General features: G+C 70.7%; 20 protein-coding genes. 7 read left to right on the top strand and 13 right to left on the bottom strand.

Annotation, left to right across the window (positions count from 1 at the left end):
* Positions 1-10: 10 nt before the first annotated feature.
* Both GT755_RS38800 and GT755_RS41740 read right to left on the bottom strand, forming a co-directional pair.
* Positions 11-385 carry a nitroreductase family protein gene (locus tag GT755_RS38800; RefSeq protein WP_202610678.1) on the bottom strand — a complete coding sequence of 125 codons (375 nt, stop codon included), beginning with the start codon at positions 383-385 and terminating at the stop codon, positions 11-13.
* A 15-nt stretch (positions 386-400) separates the two neighbouring features.
* A complete protein-coding gene (locus GT755_RS41740) occupies positions 401-712 on the bottom strand; it encodes a CBS domain-containing protein (protein WP_456319074.1) in 312 nt (103 codons plus the stop codon).
* Between the two features lie 366 nt (positions 713-1078).
* Here GT755_RS41740 and GT755_RS30445 point away from each other — a divergent pair, with 366 nt between their 5' ends.
* Positions 1079-1588, top strand: coding sequence for a flavodoxin family protein (locus GT755_RS30445; RefSeq protein WP_161483018.1), 510 nt, complete (start codon positions 1079-1081; stop codon positions 1586-1588).
* A gap of 42 nt (positions 1589-1630) precedes the next feature.
* The gene (locus GT755_RS30440; protein ID WP_161483017.1) at positions 1631-2152 is read left to right on the top strand and encodes a hypothetical protein; all 522 of its coding nucleotides are present in this window, start codon (positions 1631-1633) and stop codon (positions 2150-2152) included.
* A gap of 57 nt (positions 2153-2209) precedes the next feature.
* On the opposite strand, the gene GT755_RS30435 is transcribed toward GT755_RS30440, so the two are convergent.
* From GT755_RS30435 to adhE, 5 genes are all read right to left on the bottom strand, one after another.
* Positions 2210-2902: a CBS domain-containing protein gene (locus tag GT755_RS30435; RefSeq protein ID WP_161483016.1), complete on the bottom strand. Its 693-nt coding sequence runs from the start codon at positions 2900-2902 to the stop codon at positions 2210-2212.
* A 54-nt stretch (positions 2903-2956) separates the two neighbouring features.
* Positions 2957-3355 (bottom strand): Hsp20/alpha crystallin family protein, encoded by a 399-nt coding sequence (locus tag GT755_RS30430; RefSeq protein ID WP_161483015.1) that lies wholly within the window; start codon positions 3353-3355, stop codon positions 2957-2959.
* A 94-nt stretch (positions 3356-3449) separates the two neighbouring features.
* Positions 3450-4142, bottom strand: coding sequence for a CBS domain-containing protein (locus GT755_RS30425; protein ID WP_161483014.1), 693 nt, complete (start codon positions 4140-4142; stop codon positions 3450-3452).
* A gap of 13 nt (positions 4143-4155) precedes the next feature.
* A complete protein-coding gene (gene ppdK, locus GT755_RS30420; protein WP_161483013.1) occupies positions 4156-6726 on the bottom strand; it encodes a pyruvate, phosphate dikinase in 2571 nt (856 codons plus the stop codon).
* A 3-nt stretch (positions 6727-6729) separates the two neighbouring features.
* A complete protein-coding gene (gene adhE / locus GT755_RS30415) occupies positions 6730-9282 on the bottom strand; it encodes a bifunctional acetaldehyde-CoA/alcohol dehydrogenase (RefSeq protein WP_161483012.1) in 2553 nt (850 codons plus the stop codon).
* A gap of 139 nt (positions 9283-9421) precedes the next feature.
* On the opposite strand from adhE, the gene GT755_RS30410 reads away from it, so the two are divergent.
* On the top strand, positions 9422-10420 hold the full coding sequence (locus GT755_RS30410; protein WP_161483011.1) for a nitroreductase/quinone reductase family protein: 999 nt from the start codon (positions 9422-9424) through the stop codon (positions 10418-10420).
* Here GT755_RS30410 and GT755_RS30405 read toward each other — a convergent pair.
* Positions 10382-11392, bottom strand: coding sequence for a zinc-dependent alcohol dehydrogenase (locus GT755_RS30405; protein WP_161483010.1), 1011 nt, complete (start codon positions 11390-11392; stop codon positions 10382-10384). The two genes, GT755_RS30410 and GT755_RS30405, sit on opposite strands and share 39 nt — an antisense overlap.
* A gap of 147 nt (positions 11393-11539) precedes the next feature.
* Between GT755_RS30405 and GT755_RS30400 the strand changes: the two genes are divergently transcribed.
* A complete protein-coding gene (locus GT755_RS30400; RefSeq protein ID WP_161483009.1) occupies positions 11540-12142 on the top strand; it encodes an SRPBCC family protein in 603 nt (200 codons plus the stop codon).
* Here GT755_RS30400 and pflA read toward each other — a convergent pair.
* Entirely contained in the window at positions 12129-12860 is a 732-nt protein-coding gene (pflA, locus tag GT755_RS30395; protein WP_161483008.1) for a pyruvate formate-lyase-activating protein, read from the bottom strand. The genes GT755_RS30400 and pflA overlap by 14 nt on opposite strands.
* Positions 12860-15094, bottom strand: a complete 2235-nt coding sequence (gene pflB / locus GT755_RS30390; protein WP_161483007.1) for a formate C-acetyltransferase — start codon at positions 15092-15094, stop codon at positions 12860-12862. Before pflB ends, pflA begins: the two co-directional genes overlap by 1 nt.
* Positions 15095-15275: 181 nt before the next feature.
* On the opposite strand from pflB, the gene gap reads away from it, so the two are divergent.
* The 3 genes from gap (at position 15276) to GT755_RS30375 (ending at position 17915) form a co-directional block, all read left to right on the top strand.
* On the top strand, positions 15276-16268 hold the full coding sequence (gap, locus tag GT755_RS30385) for a type I glyceraldehyde-3-phosphate dehydrogenase (protein ID WP_161483006.1): 993 nt from the start codon (positions 15276-15278) through the stop codon (positions 16266-16268).
* A gap of 104 nt (positions 16269-16372) precedes the next feature.
* Positions 16373-17260, top strand: coding sequence for a universal stress protein (locus tag GT755_RS30380; protein WP_161483005.1), 888 nt, complete (start codon positions 16373-16375; stop codon positions 17258-17260).
* Entirely contained in the window at positions 17250-17915 is a 666-nt protein-coding gene (locus GT755_RS30375; protein WP_161483004.1) for a CBS domain-containing protein, read from the top strand. Before GT755_RS30380 ends, GT755_RS30375 begins: the two co-directional genes overlap by 11 nt.
* 58 nt (positions 17916-17973) lie before the next feature.
* On the opposite strand, the gene GT755_RS30370 is transcribed toward GT755_RS30375, so the two are convergent.
* From GT755_RS30370 to GT755_RS30360, 3 genes are read right to left on the bottom strand one after another with little or no spacing between them, the layout of a single operon-like run.
* Complete coding sequence (locus GT755_RS30370) at positions 17974-18648, bottom strand: CBS domain-containing protein (RefSeq protein ID WP_235967626.1); 675 nt, start codon at positions 18646-18648, stop codon at positions 17974-17976.
* Between the two features lie 35 nt (positions 18649-18683).
* Complete coding sequence (locus GT755_RS30365; protein ID WP_161483002.1) at positions 18684-21281, bottom strand: bifunctional acetate--CoA ligase family protein/GNAT family N-acetyltransferase; 2598 nt, start codon at positions 21279-21281, stop codon at positions 18684-18686.
* Positions 21271-22197: an Acg family FMN-binding oxidoreductase gene (locus GT755_RS30360; RefSeq protein WP_161483001.1), complete on the bottom strand. Its 927-nt coding sequence runs from the start codon at positions 22195-22197 to the stop codon at positions 21271-21273. Before GT755_RS30360 ends, GT755_RS30365 begins: the two co-directional genes overlap by 11 nt.
* Positions 22198-22225: the final 28 nt, after the last annotated feature.

Here is a 22225-nt window from a genome sequence, read left to right as displayed (position 1 = left end):
GTTCCGGCGCCTAGGAAAGGACCTCCACCAGCGGACGCCGGAACACCTGGGGCGTACTGACGCAATAGCCCAGGCGCAGGATGATCTGCGGATACTCTCCTGAGCAGAGTTCGGTGCGGACGAACTCGCGCAGCAGCGGATATTCCAGCAGTTGGGTGTGGAACGCGGCGCGTTGAACAGTGCCGCACCGCAACTGATCGTCAACTGCCGCCCATGCGCAGCGCAGACAGATCTCTTCACCGTCGATGGCGAACGACCATGGTTGTGAGTTGTGAATCGACGGCGCCCACCTCGCGGCCTCCACGACGGCCTCCAGCCCGTCGCCGCGCTGGTCGGGCACGTCCTCACCTTCAGGGAAGGTCAGGCCGCAGCAGTCGACGTCCACGACGCCGTCGACGCCTCAGAGGGCTTCGATCAGATCGGATACCGATCGGCCGGATCCACCACAGGCAGTTGCCGAAGCTCGTGGCAGTACATGAGCCGTGCTGCCTCCCGAGCCGTCATGCCGGGCGTGACCGTCACCGCCGGCGATCTCATCAGCTCCACGCAGAGCCTCCTCGAAAATGACACCGATCGGCTGGTTATCCTCATCGAGGACGGTGACTGCCGGGAGTTGGTATTTGTCCATCGCGGACACAATCTCCGCACGCCGGGTGCCCGGCCGTACGGCGACCGCGTTCTGGCCCATCAGCTGTCCGACTTTGATCGTCATTTCGGCCACCCATCCATACTCCGCGAGTGGTGACGACAGAATACGCAGGAAGTCCTATTGCTTCCTTCTTAGCAGACTGGACGAACTGACTGAGCATGCGTATCGAACCAGATGGAATCGGGCGCACCTACGGTGTTCCGTATTCGCAAAAAGCGGCACCATGGATCAAAACCCGCAATCCGGAATCGACGATCTGGAAGTAGAATCGCTTTTCAAATTGAGCCGAGCCGCGAAGGCCGCCGAGGCCCACGGCGATGGACCAAAGTCGTGGTCGCTGGTGGTCTTCGACCCTGATACGCATCCCGGTCCCCCACAGACACTGAGAGTGTCAAGTCGAGGTCTTTCCCACGAGGGGAGATGGGCGCCATGCGTGCGCTTGTCGTCTGCGAATCCATGTTCGGCAACACCATGAAGATCGCCGAGGAAGTGGCGCGGGGCCTGGGCGGCGCCATGCCGGCCGAGGTCGTCGAGGTCGGGGCGGCGCCCACCGTCATGCCCGACGATGTCGGGCTTCTCGTGGTCGGCGGCCCCACGCACGCGTTCGGCATGTCGCGGGCGAGCACCCGCAAGTCGGCACTCGAACAGGCCCCGGAGGGCCTCGTCTCCAAGGGCGGCGGAGTGCGCGAGTGGCTGACCGCCCTGCAGGTGAACAAGCCGATCGCTGCGGCGGCCTTCGACACCCGGCTCAGGGCGGCCTATCTGCCGGGCTCGGCGGCGAAGGGCGTCCACAAGGCGCTGCGGCGCCATCGGATGATCCTCCTCGCGGCGCCGACCAGCTTCTACGTCACCGGCACCAAGGGCCCGCTCGAGGAGATCGAGGCCGCTCGCGCGTTCGAGTGGGGGCGGTCCCTGGCCGAGACGGCCTCGTCTCTCTGAGCGGCGTGGGAGGGCATGGCCATGAGAACGGCCGATCGAATCATGAGGGTGGTCCGGCTGTACCGGCCGGACCGGAATCCGTTACGCCGGTCCTCGGACCGGTGGGAGGCGGCCGTCGTCGCCGTGCTCGTTTCGCTGGCGCTGCTGTCCTTGTGGCCGGCCGTGTGGATCGCCTCCGCCATGTACGAGAGCGGGGTCCGCGCAGAAGCGGCCGCTCCCCCGGGGCGGGCGCTGGTGGTCATCCGGTACACCACCGGCCGGTGGCGGTCACCCGACGGCGCGGTCGTCGCGGGGAAGGGTCTGGCCCCTCCCGCGAGCCAGGCCGACACCATCCGCCAGGTGTGGCTCGACGGGCGTCACCAGATCGCCCCGCGCCCGAGAGATCCGCAGGAACTCGCCCTGGCGGCGGGCATCACCGGGTTGGGTACCGCGTTGACGGCCGCCGGGTTGCTGGCGGTGGTGTACATGTGGGTGCGCTTCTTTCTCAACCGTCGCCGCCTCACCCGGTGGGGCGACGACTGGCTGGTCGCCGACCGACGGTGGCGTCGGCCCCGCCAGGCGTGATGACCCCACAATGCGATCAGGCCCCGGTCGGCGGACCGGGGCCTGACGCGTGAGCGGCTACGCCGTCCGGGCATGGCGGGTGCGCAGGTCGTCCTGCTGCCATTCCAGTTCGTTGACGACGTCGACCACGCCGTCCACCCGGTGGGTGAGCCGGGCGGCGATCTCGGCGTCGCTGTGCCTGCCGATGGCGCCGCTGAGGGTGACGACTCCCCGGTCGGCACTGACCCTGACGTCGGAGGTGTCGACCCACAGATAACGGCCGAGCACGTCATGCCGCACCTCCCGCACCAGATCGGCGTCGGGGCGGACGAAGACCTTGAGGAGGTCGGCCCGGCTGAGAAGGCCGCGCACGACCCCGTCGTCCAGGGTGACCACGAGCCGTTTGACGCCGAACTCGTCCATCTGGCGGGCCGCGGCGGCCACCGAGGACTCCGGATGCACGGTCCGCGCGGGAGCGGTCATCAGATCCGCGGCCGTGAGCGCGTCCGCCTTGCCCGCCGGGTGAGCGCCCTCCGGGGACAGCCGGTGGCGAAGCCGTACCTTCCACGGCTGTCTGTACTCGTCCTGGAACTCCGTCTTGCGCATCAGATCGGCCTCGGAGACGACCCCCAAGACACGGTTGTCCGCGTCGACCACCGGGACGGCGCTGACGCGGTTGCTCAGCAGGGTATGAGCCACATCCTTGAACGTCATGTCCGCGCCGACGGTCACGACCTCGACGGTCATGATGTCCTGCACCTTGGTACGCATGATCCTGGTCCTCCATGGCCCGCCCGGTGAAGGGCGGGCCGCGTTACGGGGTGACTACTTGGGGACGGTGACCGGGATGCGGGTGCCCGCTTCCTTGGTGTCGGACAACTTGAGGGTGATCTCCAAGATGCCCTTGTCGTAGACGGCGGTCGCGTCGGTCTCCTGCGCTCCCTGGGGGAGGGTGACCGACCGGGTCAGGCTGCCGTACCTGAACTCGGTGTGGACGGCGTCGGTGTCCTCGCGCTGCCGCTCGGCGTGGATCGTCAGGACGCCGCCCGTGAGGGTGACCTCGACGTCCTCCGGGTCGATGCCGGGGAGCTCGGCGCGCAGGACGTAACGCCCGTCGCGGACGACGCCCTCCAGCCGCAGAGGGCGGGCCCCCAGGAACGGGGTCTCCAGCAGCTCGAAGATCTCGGGGATGATCCCCTTGTCCCGGCGCGTGAGTGTGCTCATCGCTCCACCTCCTGGTGTGCTGTGCTCGATTCCATTCGATCCCGGCCCGGCGCAGGCGGGCAGAGCCGCAGGTCCCCGGGACGGGTGTCCTTGGTCATCGCCGTCCCCGCCACGCGGGCAGGTCGTCCTCGTCCCAGCCGAGCTCGTCGACGACCGCGACGACGCCGTTGACGCGGCGCGTCATGCTCACGGCCAGTTCGGCCTCACTGCGTGTGGGGGTCCGGCCGGAGACGGTGACGACGCCGTCGGAGGCGGTGACGGCGAGCCGGTCCATCGTGATCCACTTGGCCGGGCCCAGGACCTCCTCGGTGATCTCGGACACGAGGTCGGCGTCGTCCCGGACGAAGACCCGCAGCAGGTCGCCCCGGCTGACCACGCCGACCACCCGGCCCTGGTCGGCGACCAGCAGCCGCCTGACGCCCTCCTGATCCATCACCCGTGCGGCACGCACGGCGGGGGTGTCGGGCGGGACGGTGACCACCGGGGTGGTCATGACGTCGGCGGCCGTCAGGGCCTCGGACTTGCGCCTGGCCTCGAAGCCCGGCGTGCGGTCGTGACGGCTGCGGCCGGCGGGCTCATAACCCTCGCGGTAGTAGAGCTGGCGGAACTCTTCCTTACGAAGCAGATCGGCCTCGGAGACGACGCCGATGGCGACGCCTTCGGCGTCCAGGACGGGCACCGCGCTGATGCCGCGGCCGACCAGTGTCCGGGCGACCTCCTTGAAGGGGGTGGTGGCGGCCACGGAGACCACGTCGGCCGTCATGACGTCCCGCACGTTGACACGCATGATGTTCCTCTTCTCATTCGGGGGACAGCAGGGCGGCGCGGCCCGCTTCGAGGCGGGCCACGGGGACCCGGAAGGGGGAGCAGGACACGTAGTCCAGCCCGGCCTCGGCGAAGAACCGGATCGAGGCGGGGTCGCCCCCGTGCTCGCCGCAGACGCCGATCCGCAGGCCGGGACGCGCGCGCCGGCCCTCGTCCACGGCGATCGTGATCAGGCGGCCGATGCCGGGCCGGTCGAGGGTCTCGAACGGGGACTCCTCCAGGATTCCCATCCGCAGATAGGCGGGGAAGATCGACCCTTCGACGTCGTCCCGGGAGAAGCCCCAGGTCATCTGGGTGAGGTCGTTGGTGCCGAAGGAGAAGAACTCGGCCTCGGCGGCGATCGATCCGGCGGTCAGGGCGGCGCGCGGCACCTCGACCATCGTGCCGATCGGGATGCCGGGGAAGATCTCGTCCAGCACCTTCACGGCTTCCGCCTTCACCGTGGCCAGTTCCCTGACGTCGCCCACGAGGGGCACCATGATCTCGGGCTTCGGCCGGCCTCCGGCGGCCACCCGCTCGGCGGCGGCCTCCGCTATCGCCCTGACCTGCATGGCGAACAGACCGGGGACGATCAGGCCGAGCCGGACCCCGCGCAGGCCGAGCATGGGGTTGGTCTCCCGCAGGCGGCGCACGGCGGTCAGCAGTTCACGGGAGTGGTCGTCGGTGGCGCCGAGGAGGTCCTCGTACGACGGCAGGAACTCATGCAGCGGCGGGTCGATCAGGCGGATGGTCACCGGCAGGCCGTCCATGGCGGCCAGGATGCGGGTGAAGTCGGCCCGCTGGAGCGGCAGCAACGCGTCGAGCGCGGTCCGGATCTCGGTCTCGTCCTCGGCGATGATCAGCCTTTCGACGAGCCGGCGTCGTTCTCCGAGAAACATGTGCTCGGTACGGCACAGCCCGATCCCGGCCGCGCCGAACCGGCGGGCACGAGCGGCGTCCTCCGGGGTGTCGGCGTTGGCGTACACGCCCAGACGGCGCACCGCGTCGGCGCGGCCGACCAACCGGGCGACCGCCGAGACGAGCGGCCCGGCATCCGCGGGGACGGCGCCGTCGAAGTGGCGGACCACGGGTGACGGCGTGACGGGCAGCTCGCCCGGGTAGACGCGGCCGGTGGCGCCGTCGACCGAGATCAGGTCGCCTTCCCTGATCACCGCGTCTCCGGTGCGGAACTCCCGCCGTTCCTCGTCGACCTCGATCGGCGCGCCGCAGACGCAGGTGCGGCCCATGCCGCGGGCGACGACGGCGGCGTGCGAGGTCTTGCCTCCGTGGCTGGTCAGGATGCCGGTCGCGGCCAGCATGCCGGGCAGGTCGTCGGGGTTGGTCTCGCGGCGGACCAGGATCACGGGGCCGCGCGCCTCGGTGGCCGTCCGGGAGTCGAAGACGGCCCGGCCACAGGCGGCTCCGGGCGAGGCGGGCACTCCGGTGGCCAGCGGAAGAGGCGAGTCGGTCAGGTCGAAGCGGGGGAACATCAACTGGGCGAGCCGTGCGCCGTCGACGCGGAGCAGGGCCTCGTCGAGGGTGATGACCCCCTCGTCGACGAGCTGGGCCGCGATGACGAAGGCCGCGGCGGCGGTGCGCTTGCCCACCCGGGTCTGGAGCAGCCACAGCCGGCCCTCCTCGATGGTGAACTCCACGTCGCAGAGGTCGCGGTAGCGGGCCTCCAGCGTCGCGAGGGCGGCCGTGAGCTCCTCGTAGCTCCGGCGGTCGAGCTCGGCCAGCCGGTTCAGCGGCAGGGTGTCGCGGATGCCGGCGACGACGTCCTCGCCCTGGGCGTTCTGCAGGTAGTCGCCGTAGACGCCACGGGCGCCGGTCGCGGGGTCGCGGGTGAAGGCGACGCCGGTGCCGGAGGCGGGGCCGCGGTTGCCGTACACCATGGCCATGATGTTCACGGCGGTGCCGAGGTCGTCGGGGATGTGCTCGGCCCGGCGGTAGACGCGGGCGCGTTCGGTGTTCCACGACCGGAAGACGGCCAGCACCGCCCCTTCGAGCTGGGCCTGGGGGTCCTGTGGGAACTCCTCGCCGGAGTGATCGGCGAAGATCCTCTTGTACGCGGCGACCAGGCGGCGTGGATCGGGCTCAGTGGCGTGGGCCTGCTCGAACAGGTCATGCGGCACGTGGGCGACAGTGGATCCGTACATCGAGATGAGCCGCCGGTAGCAGTCCCAGGCGAACTCCTCGTCGCCGGAGACGGCGGCCAGGCCCTCGACGGTGACGTCGTTGAGGCCGATGTCGAGGATCGTCTCCATCATCCCCGGCATGGAGAATCTGCCGCCCGACCGGACCGACAGCAGCAGCGGGTCGGCCGGGTCGCCGAGGCGGCGGCCCATGAGCTGCTCGACGTCGTCGAGGTGACGGCGGATCTCGGCGAACAGCCCGTCGGGGGTCTCCCCCAGCTTGAGGTAGGTCCGGCAGGCCTCGGTCGTGACGGTGAAGCCGGGCGGTACGGGCAGGCCCATGCGGGTCATCTCGGCGAGGTTGGCGCCCTTGCCGCCGAGCAGGTCCTTGAGCTCCATGCCGCCGTCGGCGAAGTCGCGTACGTAGGACATCTCTCACTCCTCACCACGGGGTGCGCCGTAGTAGGCGGCGCGCATCAGGGCGCGCATGTCGGCGAGCATCGGCATGCGCGGGTTGGCGGGGGCGCACTGGTCCTCGTAGGCGTTTCGGGCCTGCGCGGGCAGGGCGTCCAGGAAGTCCCGCTCGTCGACGCCGAGTTTCTGGAAGGTGGGCTCGATGCCGACGGCGTCGCGCAGCCGTTCGACGGCCTGGGCCAGTTCCTCGGCGCCGCCGTCGATTCCGAGGGAGCGGGCGATCTCGGCGAAGCGTTCGGGAGCGCGGTAGTGCTCGTACTTGGGCCAGCCGGTGGGCTTGGCGGGGACGGTGCCGTTGTAGCGGATGACGTGCGGGAGTAGCACCGCGTTGGTCCGGCCGTGGGCGATGTGGAAGGTGGCGCCCAGGGTGTGCGACATGGCGTGCACGATTCCGAGGAAGGCGTTGCCGAACGCCATGCCGGCGATGGTGCCGGCGTTGTGCATGCGTTCCCGCGCCTCGGGATCGGCCGCGCCGTTACGGACGGCCCGTTCCAGGTTGGCGAAGATCAGCTTGATCGCGTGCAGGGCCAGGCCGTCGGTGAAGTCGCTCGCGTACACCGACACATAGGCCTCGATGGCGTGGGTGAGCGCGTCGAAGCCGCTGTCGGCGGTGACCACCGGCGGCAGGTCGGCGGCGAGCACCGGATCGATGATCGCTACGGTCGGAGTGAGCGCGTAGTCGGCCAGCGGGTACTTCTTGCCGGTCGCGGTGTCGGTGATGACGGCGAAGGGCGTCACCTCCGCGCCCGTCCCCGACGTGGTGGGCACGCAGACCAGCCGGGCCAGCGCGCCGAGCGGCGGGAACCGGAAGGCGCGCTTGCGGATGTCGAAGAACTTCTGCCGCATGTCGGCGAAGACGACCTCGGGGTGCTCATAACGCAGCCACATGACCTTGGCGGCGTCCATCGCCGACCCGCCGCCCAGCGCGACGATCGTGTCGGGCCTGAAGGAGCGCATGAGTTCGGCGCCCCGGTCCACCGTGGCGACGCTGGGTTCCGGCTCGACGTCGTCGATGATCTGGAGCGCGACCCGTTCGGGCCGCCGGTTCAGGACGGTGATGATCCGGTCCACGTACCCGAGGCGGGTCATCGTCGGGTCGGTCACGACGGTCACCCGGTGGACGTCCGGCATGTCGGCCAGGTAGCGGATGGCGTGCGGCTCGAAGTAGACCTTGGCGGGGACCTTGAACCACTGGAGGTTGTTGGTCCGCCGCCCAATGCGCTTGATGTTGAGCAGGTCGACGGCCGAGATGTTGTGCGACACCGAGTTGCGGCCGTAGCTGCCGCACCCCAGTGTGAGCGAGGGCAGGAAGGCGTTGTAGATGTCGCCGATGCCGCCCTGCGAGGCGGGCGAGTTCCAGATGATCCGCACAGCCTTCACCCGCTCCCCGAACTCCTCGGCCAGCGCCGCGTCGCGGGTGTGCACGGCCGCGCTGTGCCCGAGCCCGCCGAACTCGACCATGCGCTCGGCCAGCGTGATGCCCTCCTGCCGGTCGCCCGCCCTCAGCACCGCGAGGACGGGGCAGAGCTTCTCCCTGGTCAGCGGCTCGGCCGGGCCGACGCCCGCCACCTCCGCCAGGATGATCGAAGTCCCCTCCGGAACGGTGAATCCGGCCTGCTCGGCGATCCACTCGACGGGGCGGCCCACCACGTCGGGGTTGATGGCCCCGGCGGTGAACAGCAGGTCCTCCAGCTTTCGCTTCTCGTCGGGGGTGGCCAGGTGGGCGTGCAGCCGGGCGAACTCCGCGAGCGCGGTGTCGTGGACCGCGGCGTCGAGGATGACCGCCTGCTCGCTGGCGCACACCATGCCGTTGTCGAAGGCCTTGCTCAGCACGATGTCGTTCACCGCGCGCCGCACGTCGGCCGTGGCTTCCACATAGGCGGGCACGTTGCCCGCGCCGACGCCGAGCGCCGGCTTGCCCGCCGAGTAGGCGGCGCGCACCATGCCGTTGCCGCCGGTCGCCAGGATCGTCGCGACGCCGTCGTGCCGCATCAGCGCGGTCGTGGCCTGGAGCGACGGTTCGGTGATCCACTGCACGCAGTGCTCCGGCGCGCCCGCCGCCACCGCCGCGTCGCGCACCACCCGGGCCGCCGCGGCGCTGCACTGCTGGGCCGCCGGGTGGAAGGCGAAGACGATCGGGTTGCGCGTCTTCAGCGCGATGAGGGCCTTGAAGATGGTGGTCGAGGTCGGGTTGGTGACCGGGGTGATGCCGGCGATCACCCCCACGGGCTCGGCGATCTCGACCAGGCCGGTGATGTCGTCGCGGGAGATCACCCCGACGGTCTTCAGCGCCGCCATGCTGTGGGTCACGTGCTCGCAGGCGAAGAGGTTCTTGACGGCCTTGTCCTCGAACACGCCGCGTCCGGTCTCCCGGACCGCGAGGTCGGCGAGTTCGGCATGCTCGTCCAGTGCCGCGACGGACGCCTTCTTGACGATGTGGTCGATCTGCTCCTGGGTGTAGGCCGCGTACTCGTCCAGAGCCTTGAGGGCGTTTCCCACAAGTAGGTCGATCATGTCCGACCACCTCCGCCCCCAGCATCCCCACCGGCGCGAGGCGGTTCCTGAGCACAAAGGCCCAAGGCGGGGGGACCTTCGGCCCGTGCCCGGACGACCGCCGTCCTGGACGGTGGAAGGGCCGATGAAGGAGGTCCCCATGCGTGTCGTCAACGCGGTGGTGCGATGGATACTGATGTCCCCGCTGCACGACCTGTTGTCTCGTTTCGTCGTCCTGCTGGTGATCACTGGGCGGCGCTCCGGCCGCGTCTTCGCGATCCCGGTCCGGTACGCCGAGGACGGCGACGTCCTCACGGTCGTCAGCCGACGTGGCCGCACCTGGTGGCGCAATCTCGAAGGCGGAGCGGCGCTGACCGTGGTCCTGCGCGGCCGGGCGCATCCTGCCTACGGCTCGGCCACCACCGGCCCAGCCGCCGTCCGCGCGGCGCTGACCGAGCTCGGGCAGCCGGTGGTGCGGTCGTTGGACGACGGTGTGGCGATCTCCATGGTCGTCGGCCCTGCCGACCCTCAAGCCGCGCCGACCGGCCCGTGGGGGCGGTGGTTCCGTGCGGTGACCGCAGGCGAACTGGCCGGCTTCGCCGTCCCCGCCGTGGTGGCCGCGCTCGTGGCCGGGTCGGAGTCGCCGCTGCTCCAGGCGCTGGCGCTCATCACGGCGGGGGCGGTGGAGGGGCTGGTTCTCGGCTTCGTCCAGGCCTGCGCCCTGCGGAGCGTGCTGACCTGGGTGCCGACCCTGGCCTGGGCAGGCGCGACCTCGTGCGGGGCGGCGACGGCCTGGGCCGCGGGGGTGGTGCCCGTCGTGGTCGGTGATCAGGTCAGTGGTGTGCTTGCGGTCGTGCTCGGCGTCGTGGGGTTGTGCGCCATGGGTGTGCTCCAGTGGCGGGTGCTCGCCGTCCGGCTGCCGGGATCGGCGTGGTGGATCGCGGCCACCGCCGGGGCGTGGGCGGTGGCGCTCGGCGTGTTCGCCGCCGTGTCCACTCCGCTCTGGCAGGAGGGGCAGCCGGTCTGGCTCATCGCCCTGATCGGGCTGCTCGGAGGCGCCGCCATGGCCGCGACCGTGGCGGCGCTCACCGGACTGGCGTTCGTCAGGCTCGTCGCGCGCTCAGAACGTGAACACCAGGCGCGCGCCCACGCGGCCTGACAGCACGTCCTCCACGGCCTCGTTGATCTCGTCGAGCGGGCGCGTCTCGCACACGACCTCGGTACGCCCGGCCGCGTGCAGCGCGAACACCTCCGCGAGGTCGGCGCGGGTCCCGACGACGGAGCCGATCACGCTGAGGCCGTGGAGCACGGTCTCGAAGATCGGCAGCCGCATCTCGTTGTCCTTGGGCAGCGAGACCAGCACGAGCCGTCCGCCTGGGCGTAAGGACGCGTGCGCCTGCTCCAGCACCGCCGGTTCGGCGGCCAGCACGATCGCCACGTCCGCGCCGCCCATCTCCATGATCGCCTCGACGGGATCCTGCTCGGCCGCATTCACCGTGTGGTCGGCGCCGAGGCGGGTCGCGATCCGCAGCTTGACCTCGGTGACGTCGATTGCGACGGTTTCCGCGCCGAAGATCCGGGCGTATTGGAGGGCCAGATGGCCCAGGCCGCCGATGCCGAAGACGGCGGCCACCTCTCCGGGTCGCAGTCGCGACGTCTTGACCGCCTTGTAAGAGGTGACGCCCGCGCACGTGAGGGGGGCCGCCTCGACCGGCGGGACGCCTTCGGGAACGGGCACCACATAACGGGCGTCGGCGACGGCCCACTGCGCGTGGCACCCGTCGACGGTGTATCCGGTGTTCGACTGATCAGCGCAGAGCGTCTCCTGACCGCTGACGCAGTAGGCGCACGTGCCGCACGCCGAACCCAGCCAGGGCACGGCCACGCGCTCCCCCACCTGGCGGCCGGTGACGCCGGCGCCGAGCTCCCGGATGATGCCGACGCCTTCGTGGCCGGGCACGAACGGCAGACGCGGCTTGATCGGCCACTCTCCCCGCGCGGCGTGGATGTCGGTGTGGCACAGCCCGCTGGCCTCGATCTGGATGAGGACCCGGCCGGGCCCCGGCTCCGGGACCGGCGTCTCCGTGACCACGATCGGCTTGTCGAAAGCGATGACGCTCGCTGCCTGCATGGCTCCTCCTCTGTGATCTCTCCGTTTCACCCTGCACGTGTCCCACCAGCGGATGGAGAGGCTTAGGTCCCGCCCGGCGGTGACGTTTAGCCCTCCGCGGAGAGCCCGGGCGAGCGGACAGTGGAGGTGATCGACCAAGGAGGCGGCATGCGCAAGAAAACGATCATCCTCGGCGTCGCCGGAACGGCCCTCGCTCTCCAGCCGGCTCTGAACCGCTGGTGCCGGAACTGGGGAGCCGAGGAGAACGAGATCGAGGGCCCCATGCCGGGCGACGGGCTGATCCCCGAACCCGGTGTGACGACGACCCGGGCCGTCTCGATCGACGCGCCCGCGAGTGCGGTCTGGCCATGGCTCGTCCAGATGGGCAGCGGCCGCGGTGGGGCCTACACCTACGACTGGATCGAGAACCTCTTCGGGCTCGACATGCACAGCGCAGACGAGATACTCCCGGCCTTCCAGAACCTCAAGGTGGACGACGTCCTGCCCCTCGGCCCGTCAGGACCGCCCATGCGGGTGGCCGTCCTGGAGCCGGAGCGCGCTCTGGTGTTCCGGTCGGAGGACGGCAACTGGGTCTGGTCGTTCCTGCTGCGGGAGAAGGACGGCGTCACCCGGCTGATCAGCCGCAACCGCATTGACGTGTGCGGGGCGGCGAAGGTCTTCTACGACGTTGTGATGACGCCGGCGAGCCTGTTCATGGAGAGCAGGATGCTGCACGGAATCCGCGACCGCGCGGAACTCAAGCACAGGTGAGGCCCATGTTCCGGAACTGCCGCCGGACCCGGTCGAGCAGTTCCGGACCTGGAGGGCTCACGTCGGCGAGCGGGAACTCAAGGCCCAGCTCGCGGTACTTTCCCATGGCCATGCGGTGGAACGGCAGGACGTCGACCCGCTCCACGTTCCGCAGTGTCGACACGAAGGCCGCCAGGGTGTCCACGTCACGGACCCTGTCGGTCAGGCCGGGGACGAGGACGAAGCGGATCCACGTCGGCCGGCCCAGATTCGAGAGGCGGCGGGCGAAGCGCAACGTCGGGGCGAGGTCCACCCCCGTGAGGGCGCGGTAGCCCACCGGGTCGGCCGACTTGATGTCGAGCAGGACCAGGTCGGTGTCGGCCAGCAGTTCGTCGGTGGCCCGGTCGCCGAGATACCCCGAGGTGTCCAGGGCGGTGTGCAGGCCGAGAGCGCGGCTCCGGCGCAGAAGTTCGCCGGTGAACCCCGGCTGGAGCAGCGGTTCCCCGCCGCTGATCGTGACGCCGCCGCCCGCGACGTCGATGAAGCGGCGGTACTTCGCCGCCTCGGCCATCACCTCGTCCACGGTGACGCGGCGACCGTCGCGCAGGTGCCACGTCTCGGGGTTCTGGCAGTAGAGGCAGCGTAGCGGGCAGCCGCAGGTGAAGACGACGAACCGGGTGCCGGGGCCGTCGACGCCGACCGACAGGTCCCAGGAGCTGATGACCCCGGCCCCCTCCATCACAGCGTCCCGTGAAAGGTGCGGTCGACCACGTCCTGCTGCTGCTCCCTGGTGAGCCGGACGAAGTTCACCGCGTAGCCGCTCACGCGGATGGTGAGCTGCGGATACTTCTCGGGGTGTTCCATCGCGTCGAGCAGCGTGGCGCGGGTGAGCACGTTGACGTTCATGTGGAAGCCGCCGGCGTCCATGTACCCGTCGAGCACACCGGCCAGGTTGGTGACGCGTTCCTCCTCGGTACGGCCCAGACCTTCGGGCGTCACCGTGTTGGTCAGCGAGATGCCGTCCTGGGCGTCGCCGTAGGGCAGTTTGGCCACCGACAGGGCCGAGGCGATCATGCCGTGCCGGTCGCGGCCGTTCATCGGGTTGGCGCCGGGTGCGAACGGCAGGCCCGCCCGGCGGCCGTCGGGGGTGTTGCCGGTGTGCTTCCCGTACACGACGTTGGAGGTGATGGTGAGCACCGACTGGGTGTGTTCCGCTCCCCGGTACGCCGGATGCCTGCGGACCTTCTCCATGAACGAGTGCACCAGGTCGACGGCGATGGCGTCGACCCGGTCGTCGTTGTTGCCGAAGGCCGGGTAATCGCCCTCGACCTCGTAGTCGACGGCCAGGCCGGACGCGTCGCGGATCACCCGCACGCGCGCGTACTTGACGGCCGAGAGGCTGTCGGCGGCGACCGACAGGCCGGCGATGCCGCACGCCAAAGTGCGCTTGATCGGGTGGTCGTGCAGGGCCATCTCGACGCGCTCGTAGGCGTACTTGTCGTGCATGTGGTGGATGACGTTGAGCGCGTTCACGTACGTGCGGGCCAGCCAGTCCATCATGTGGTCGAAGGCCGGGGCGAGTTCGTCGTAGGACAGGTGATCCCCGGTCAGCGGGGGCGTCGGTGGAGCGATCTGGTCGCCGGTCATCTCGTCGCGACCCCCGTTGATGGCGTACAGGAGGGTCTTGGCGAGGTTGACCCGGGCACCGAAGAACTGCATCTGGTGTCCAACGGGGGCCGCGGAGACGCAGCAGGCGATGGCCGTGTCGTCGCCGAAGACCGGGCGCATGAGCTCGTCGCTCTCGTACTGGATCGAGCTCGTCTCGATCGACAGGGTGGCGCAGAAGCGCTTGAACGGCTCCGGCAGGCGGGGCGACCAGAACACCGTGAGGTTGGGCTCCGGCGCGGGGCCGAGGTTGCGCAGCGTCTGCAGGTAGCGGAAGCTCGTGCGGGTCACCAGGGGGCGGCCGTCGTCGCCGATGCCGCCGATCGACTCGGTCACCCAGGTCGGGTCGCCGGAGAAGAGCTGGTCGTACTCGGGAGTGCGCAGGAACCGGACGATCCGCAGCTTGATCACGAAGTCGTCGACCAGTTCCTGGGCGCGTTCCTCGGTGATCCGGCCTTCGGCCAGGTCGCGTTCGAGGTAGACGTCCAGGAACGTCGAGGTGCGGCCCAGCGACATCGCCGCGCCGTTCTGCTCCTTGACCGCCGCCAGGTAGGCGAAGTAGAGCCACTGCACGGCCTCGTGGGCGGTGGTGGCCGGGCCGCCGATGTCGTGGCCGTAGGAGGCGGCCATCGCGCGCAGCTCGTGCAGGGCGCGGATCTGTTCGTTCAGTTCCTCCCGGTCGCGGATCACCGCGTCGGTGGAGAAGGCGTCGTCCAGCGCGCCGAGTTCGGCCTTCTTGGCCTCGACGAGCCGGTCGACCCCGTACAGGGCGACGCGGCGGTAGTCGCCGATGATGCGGCCTCTGCCGTAGGCGTCGGGCAGGCCGGTGATCAGGCCGGCGCGGCGGGCGGCCCGGATCTCGGGGGTGTAGGCGTCGAAGACGCCGTCGTTGTGGGTCTTCCGGTATTTGGTGAAGATCTCCTTCACCTTCGGGTCGAGTTCGTAGCCGTAGGCGGCCAGGCCGTTCTCGACCATGCGCAGCCCGCCCTGGGGCATGATCGCCCGCTTGAGCGGCGCGTCGGTCTGCAGTCCCACGATCAGCTCGTTGTCCCGGTCGATGTAGCCGGGAGCGTGTGCGGTGATCGACGAGGGCGTGGCGACGTCGACGTCGTAGATCCCTCGCCGCCGCTCCTCGGGGAGCATCCCGGCGACCGTGTCCCACACGGTCTTCGTCCGGGGGGTGGGCCCGGCGAGGAATCCCTCGTCTCCGGTGTACGGCGTGTAGTTGGCCTGGATGAACGCGCGGACGTCGACGATCGTGCGCCACGTCGTGCCTCGGAACCCTCTCCAGGCCTCGGTGAGCGTCATCACGTACCCCCTCAGATCGATCGGCACCTCTCACTCTCGCGCGTGGCCGGCCGCCGATCACGACCCGGAGGTCACGCCTGACCAGGACCAAAGTCACCTCGATCCTGCGGTCTTCGCCTCTACGCCGGCCGGGACCACAGCCGGACGATCGGCTCGGCTCGACGAAACGGAGGAGAAGACCATGACGAGGATCGGCATCAACGGATTCGGGCGGATCGGCCGGGCTGTGCTGCGGGCAGGTCTTGACCGCGGCCTGGACATCGTGGCCGTCAACGACCTCGCCGACCCCGAGGCGCTGGCCCACCTGCTCAAGCACGACTCCACCCACGGCACCTACGACCGACCGGTGACCTCCACCCCCGGCGGCCTCGTGGTCGGCGGCGTGCGCATACCGGTGACCGGCCACCACCACCCCTCCGGCATCGACTGGCGCGCCTACGGCGTGGACCTGGTCATCGAGGCGACCGGCCGGTTCCGCGCCCGCGCCGACGTGGAGACGCACCTGAAGAACGGCGCGCGGAAGGTGCTGGTGAGCGCACCCGGCAAGGGCATGGACGTCACGATCGTGCCCGGTGTCAACGACGCCGCCTACGACCCGGCCACACACCGGATCATCTCCATGGCGTCCTGCACCACCAACTGCGTGGCGCCGATGGTGAAGGTGCTCGATGACACGTTCGGGCTCGTCAAGGGCTTCATGACCACCGTCCACGCTTACACCGGCGACCAGCGCCTGCTCGACGCGCCCCACAAGGACCCGCGCCGCGCCCGTTCGGCCGCCGTCAACATCATCCCCACCACGACCGGCGCCGCCCGCATGGTCGGCGAGGTCCTGCCCGCGCTGTCCGGACGCCTGGACGGCGTCGCCCTCCGGGTCCCCGTCACCGACGGTTCCCTCACGGACCTGTCGGCCGTCGTGTCCCGCCGGACGACCGTCGAGGAGGTCAACCACGCCTTCGCGCAGGCCGGAGAGGGTCCTCTCGCGGGTGTGCTCCGCTTCAGCACCGCTCCGCTGGTCTCCAGCGACGTGATCGGCGACCCGGCGTCCTGCGTGTTCGACGCTCCGCTCACCCAGGTCGACGGCGACCTGGTGAAGGTCTTCGGCTGGTACGACAACGAGTGGGGCTACGCCAGCCGCCTGGCCGAGACGGCCGGCCGCATCGCCGCCGAATGACGGCGATGACCAGGTCCGGTGCTTTCGCCTCCCTCGGCAGGGACCTTCGTCCCTGGGGAGGCGAGTCCGGGCGGAGTGTCATGGAGGTGACCCCAGGAGGAGCCATGAAAGAAGCCATCGTCGTCGGTGTGGACGGTTCACCGGCCACCGTCGCCGCCATCGAGTGGGCCGCGGACGACGCGGCCCGGACCGGCCTGCCGTTGCGCGTCGTCTTCGCCGTCGACCGGTCCCCGCACGAGATCCCCAAGTTCCCCAACCCCCACCTGGAGGACGCGCTGTCCCGGGGCGCGGTCCGCGTCCTCCAAGAGGCCGAGAGGGCCGCCAAGGCCAGACAGCCCGGGATCACCGTCGTCACCGAGCAGATCGAGGGCCGGCCGGCGGACGTCCTGCGCCGGGCCGCCACCGAGGCGGCGGAGCTGGTCGTCGGCACCCGGGGCATGGGCGGCTTCGCGGGCGCGGTCGTCGGGTCGGTGAGCTCGCACGTCGCCGGGCACGTGCCCGGTCCCGTGGTGGTGGTCCGCCACCTTCCGGGACTGCCCACCGGCGAGATCGTCGTCGGCGTGGACGACTCCCCCGCCGCGCAGCCCGCGCTGGCCTACGCGTTCGAGCAGGCCCGGTCGCGTTACAGCACCCTGCGGGCGGTGCGCGCCTGGATGGAGCCGGTGCACGCGTACGCGCCCGGCATCATCTACGACCTGGAGGAGATCGGCACCGCGCAGCACGCCGTGGTCGCGGGGATCCTCGATCCCTGGCGGGAGCGGTACCCGGAGATCAAGGTCATCGAGGACGTGCGCCTGAGCCATCCCGTCGCGGCCCTGGTGGACGCCTCCGCGGGCGCCGACCTGCTCGTCGTGGGCTCGCACGGCCGGAGCGCGGTCGCCTCGGCGCTGATGGGCTCGGTCAGCCGGGCCGTCCTGCACCACGCCGAGTGCCCGGTCGCCGTCGTCCGGCCCGACGCACCTGTGGAGGGGGCAGAGAATCATGTCCGTTGAGGTCAAAGACGTCATGGGCCGCGTGGCGATCGCCGTGGAGATGGAGGCGGACTTCGCCGAGATCCTGTCCGCCATGCAGCGGTTCAAGGTCGGCGCCGTCGCCGTCGTCGACGCCGACCGCCGCCCCGTCGGAGTCGTGTCGGAGGACGACCTGCTGCTGCGGGAGATCGTCCCCCGGCGCACGTTCGCCTCGTTCGGCCCGGGCAACCGGGCGCGGCAGCGCAAGGAGCGGGCGGTGCGGGCGGCCGAGCTGATGACCTCGCCCGCGATCGTCGTGACGCCGGGGACGTCGGTGAAGTCCGCCGCGCGGCTGATGCACGAGCACCGTGTGAAGCAGCTTCCGGTGATCGACCCGGTCACCGGGCGGGTCTGCGGCACCGTCCACCAGTTCGACCTGCTGCGGGTGTTCCTCCGTCCGGCGGCCGAGCTGGAGGCCGACGTCACGGCCGCCGTCCACGCGGCCGCCGCGAATCCCGAGACGATCACCTGCGATGTCGACAAAGGGATGGTCACCGTCGCCGGAGAGATCGGGGACCTGGAGCTCCGCAGGCTTCTCAGGGAGATCCGGGAGATCGACGGCGTGATCGACGTCGCGGTGGGCGAGATCACGGTGCGCGGCTCCGCTCCGGAAGCCGTCTTCCCCCCTCTGCTCTGAACACGGAACGAAAGGCCGGCCCGGCGATCCACTCGCCGGGCCGGCCTTTCGCGATTGTTCAGAGGCCGGACCAGGTGACCCCGTCGTCCTGTGTCCACGTCATCTCGTTGACGACGTCGACGACGCCGTTGACGCGTTCGACGACACGCGCGACGAGGGCGCCCTCGCTCCTGCGGCGCGTCGACCCGCCGAGCCGGACGATTCCTTCTTCCACGATGACGCGCACGCCGCGGGTGTCGATGCCGAGGCGCCCTCCGAGGACGTCGCCGGCGATCTCCTCCGCCAGTTCGGCGTCCGGGCGGAGGAACGGCTTGATCAGGTCACGCCTGCTGACCATGCCGATCAGCCGACCGGCGTCGTCGACCACGGGCAGCCGCTTGACGTCCTCGCGCTCCATGAGCCGGGCCACGCACCCGCACGAGAAGTCCGGGCCGATGGTCACCGCCGGAGAGGTCATCAACTCGGCCGCCGTGTCACCGTGGGCCGTGCGTCCGGGGTCGCGCCGGTGATTCAGCCGATGACGCAGACGGGCGCGCAGCGGGGGCTGGTAGCCCTCGCGGTAGTACTGCTCGCGGAACTGCTCCTTGCGCAGCAGGTCCTCTTCGGAGATGACGCCGAGCACCCGGCCGTCGTCTCCGACGACCGGGACTCCACTGATCTCGTTCCCGATGATGGTCTCGGCGACCTCCTTGAAGGTCGCGTCCGGATGAACCGTCACAACCTCCTGAGTCATCAGGGTTCGTACGGTGGGTCGCATGTCTCCTCCTGTCAGCGGAGTCTGCGGATGAACGGCGAGGGCGGGCGTCCGGCCGGGGCCAGTCTGATTCGGGCGTCGACGGCGACCGCGCCGCCGGGGGTGACGATCACCGGGTTGAGGTCGAGTTCGGCGACCTCCGGGAGGGCGTCCATGAGCAGGCCCACTCTTCTGACGACCTCTGCCAGCGCCTGGGCGTCGGCCGGGGGCCTGCCGCGGTAGCCGTACAGGACGGGGTGCGAGCGGAGCTCGCGGATCATCCCCTCGGCGGTGGCCGCCGAGAACGGCGGCACCCGGAAGGCGCGGTCGGCGAGCAGGTCGGCGGTGACGCCGCCCATGCCGACCATGACCAGCGGGCCGAAGGCCGGATAGTTGACGCCGCCCACGATGATCTCGGTGCCCTGTTCGACCATCGGCTGGACGACGGCCCCGGTCATCTCGGCGCCGATCGACTCACGCATCGCGGTGAACGCGGCCCTGACCTCCTCCGGTGTGGCCAGGCCGACCCGTACACCGCCGACGTCGCTCTTGTGGACGGGGCCGACGACCTTCAGCACCACCGGGCCGCCCAGGGCGGCCGCCGCCTCGGCCGCCGCGTCGGCGTCGGCCACGCTGATCGTCTGGACGAGCGGGATGCCGAAGTGCCGGAGCAGTCCGTCGAGCGCGTCGGCGTCGAGCCATCCTTCGGGGGCCTGGCCCGACAGCAGCGCCCGGGCGGTGAGGTCGTCGAAGCCGCCTGTCTCCACCTCCTCGGCTGGCGAGTTCCGCCACTTCGTGTAGTCGACCACCCGGGCCAGCGCCTGGACGGCCTGCTCCGGATAGGCGTAACACGGCACCCGGCCGTCGATGAGGCCGTCCTCGCCCAGGACGCAGGCGATGACCGGCTTGACCGCATGGCGGGTGGCCTTCGCGATGGCCTCCTTGGTGGCCGGCGCGCCCGAACCGAAGGGCGGGGTGTAGACGACCAGGACGACGTCCACCTGGTCGTCGGCCAGGGCGCTCTCGATCGCCAGCCCGATGTCGTCGGCGGACGCCTCGGCGCCCAGGTCGACGGGGTTGCCGAGCGCGGCGGAGGGGAACCTGCGCCGCAGTTCGGCACCGGGGGTGAGCGCTGGGACGGCCAGTCCGGCGCGCTCGCAGGTGTCGGCGGTCATGGCCTCCGGGCCGCCCGAGTTGCCGACGATCGCCACCCGTCGACCGGCGGGCAACGGCTGCGTCTCCAGGAGCCGGGCGGTGTCGTACATGTCGCGGATGCTGTCGAGGCGGATCACCCCGGCCGCGCGGACCAGCGCGTCGACGGCGATGTCCGGAGTCGCGGCGGCGGCGGTGTGGGAACGCACGGCCCGGTCACCGGCCTCCGACCGGCCGCTCTTGACCAGCAGGACGGGCTTGCGGCGGCCCACGCGGGCGGCGATCCGGGCGAATCGGCGGGGGTTGCCGAACGACTCCAGGTAGAGGGCGACGACCCGGGTGGCCTCGTCGTCCTCCCAGTACTCCAACAGGTCGTTGCCGCTGACGTCGGCCTTGTTGCCGACCGACACGAACGAGGAGATCGGCAACCGGTCGAGCAGCACCGCGCCGACCGCCCCCGACTGGGACAGCACCGCGACACCGCCCGGTTCCGGCGTGCCGCGCAGGAAGCTGGCGTTCAGGTGGGCGGCGGTGTTGACGATGCCCAGGCAGTTGGGGCCGATCAGGCGCATCCCCGCCGTGCGGCAGATCGTCAGGAGTTCGCGTTCGGCGTCCTTGCCGCCATGCTCGGCGAACCCGGCCGACAGGACCACCAGGCCGCGCACCCCCGTCGCCGCGCAGTCGCGGGCCACGTCCGGGACCGCCTTCGCGGGGACCGCCACCACGACGACGTCGACCCGCTCGGGCAGCATGGCCAGGGAGGGGTAGGCCGGCCAACCGGCGATCTCGTCGGCGTGCGGGTTGACGGGGTAGATCGTGCCGGGGAATCCGCCGTCTATCAGGTTGCGCAGAACCTTGTGCCCCACCGAGCCGGGATCGCGGCCGGCCCCGACGACAGCCACGGCGCGTGGTTCCAGCACCCGTCGCAGCGAGGCGCGTTCGGCCTCGTGATCGCGGGCCGCGATGGTCCCGGCCAGGCGACTTCCCGCGGTGAGCGCCACGATCACGCGGGTGTCCGGGCCACTGCGGGTGATCTCGACCGGCAGGCCCACGTGGGAGAGCACGTCGAGCATGACCTTGTTCTCGGTCAGGACGTCGGCGACGAAGCGGGTCACCCCCTCGGCCGCGGCGGCGAGGGCCAGGTGCTCGATGAGCAGCGTGCCCAGGCCGGTGCCGTGCAGGGCGTCGTCCACGAGGACGCCGAGGTCGGCGGCGCCGTCCGCGTCCGGGATGTACTCGGCGACGGCGGCGAGCCGTCCCGCCACCAAGGCGACCAGCACACGGCCGTGATGGCCGGGCCGGGCGATCGCGTCCATGTACGCGTGCGCCGTCGCCCGGCCTCCGGTGAAGAACCGCAGGTACGCGGATTTCTCGGAGACGCGTTCCACCAGTTCGTGCAGTTCCGGCACGTCGCCGGGGCCAAGCGGACGTATGTGGGCGATGCCGCCGTCGCGCAGCAGGACGTCGCATTCATCGGACATGGTGGATCTCCAGTTCAGTCACGGGACGGCGGGGCGCGCGCGGCACGGGCGGGCCGAAGCCGAACCTGATGATCATTTGTGGATGCCCGCGCCGGTGGCGGGGGTCGGTGTGGCCGCGCATGTCGCGCAGGTCGAGCGGCTGGTTCAGGAAGGACGTGGACAGCCCGGCGGCGGTGGCGACGAGGAGCACCCGTTCGAGGGCCTGCCCGGCGCGCAGCCAGTCGACCGGCCCGTCACCGGGCGTGGTGAGGACGGCGATCCGCGGACGCGCCTCGAACGTGGCCGACCGGTACCGCCGGCCGAGGTTGCGGGTCACGGGCGGGTCGCCGTCCGGGCCGGGGCCGCGAACGTAGTCGGGCACCGCCCACCGGGTGAGCTCCGCCTGATAGTCGCCGTCGCGGCCCAGTTCGTCCTCCGCGATGGCCACATATTCGAGCAGCTCATGAACCCCGGTGCGGTCGAGGACGACCAGGCAGGCGCCCTCCCGGCTGGCGGCGATCTTCATATCGCCGATGATCCCGGCGGGCACGGCCCGATCGTCGTAGGGCTCGCGGTTGGTCCTGCGGGCGGGGATGGCGGCGTACAGACGGCGCTCGGCGGGGAGGGGCGCCTCGGTCTCCTTGAGGCGCACGGCGGCCAGCAGGCCGGGTTCGGGCATCAGCCACACCAGCGGGTGGTGACCCGTCTGCCGGACGGCCAGCCGGAGGTTGAGCAGGGCGGCACCGCAGCTCACGTGCAGCGACCTGGCGCGGGGGTCCCCCACCGTCAGCCGGCGATCCGGGTCGGCGGACAGCTCGACGTACTCGCGGCGCACGACCCGGAACCGCCACGGCTGGGTGTTCTGCACCGACGGCGCCTCTCCGGCTGCGATCAGGAGCCGGCGTGTCCCAAGATCGGTGGCGAGCGGAGTGATCATGGCAAAGCCTCCTTAACGGGCTCTGCCT

Source organism: Herbidospora solisilvae, assembly GCF_009901565.1.
GTDB classification, from domain to species: domain Bacteria; phylum Actinomycetota; class Actinomycetes; order Streptosporangiales; family Streptosporangiaceae; genus Herbidospora; species Herbidospora solisilvae.
Note: the sequence above shows the minus strand (reverse complement) of the source record. Positions and strands in the feature narration are given on the sequence as shown.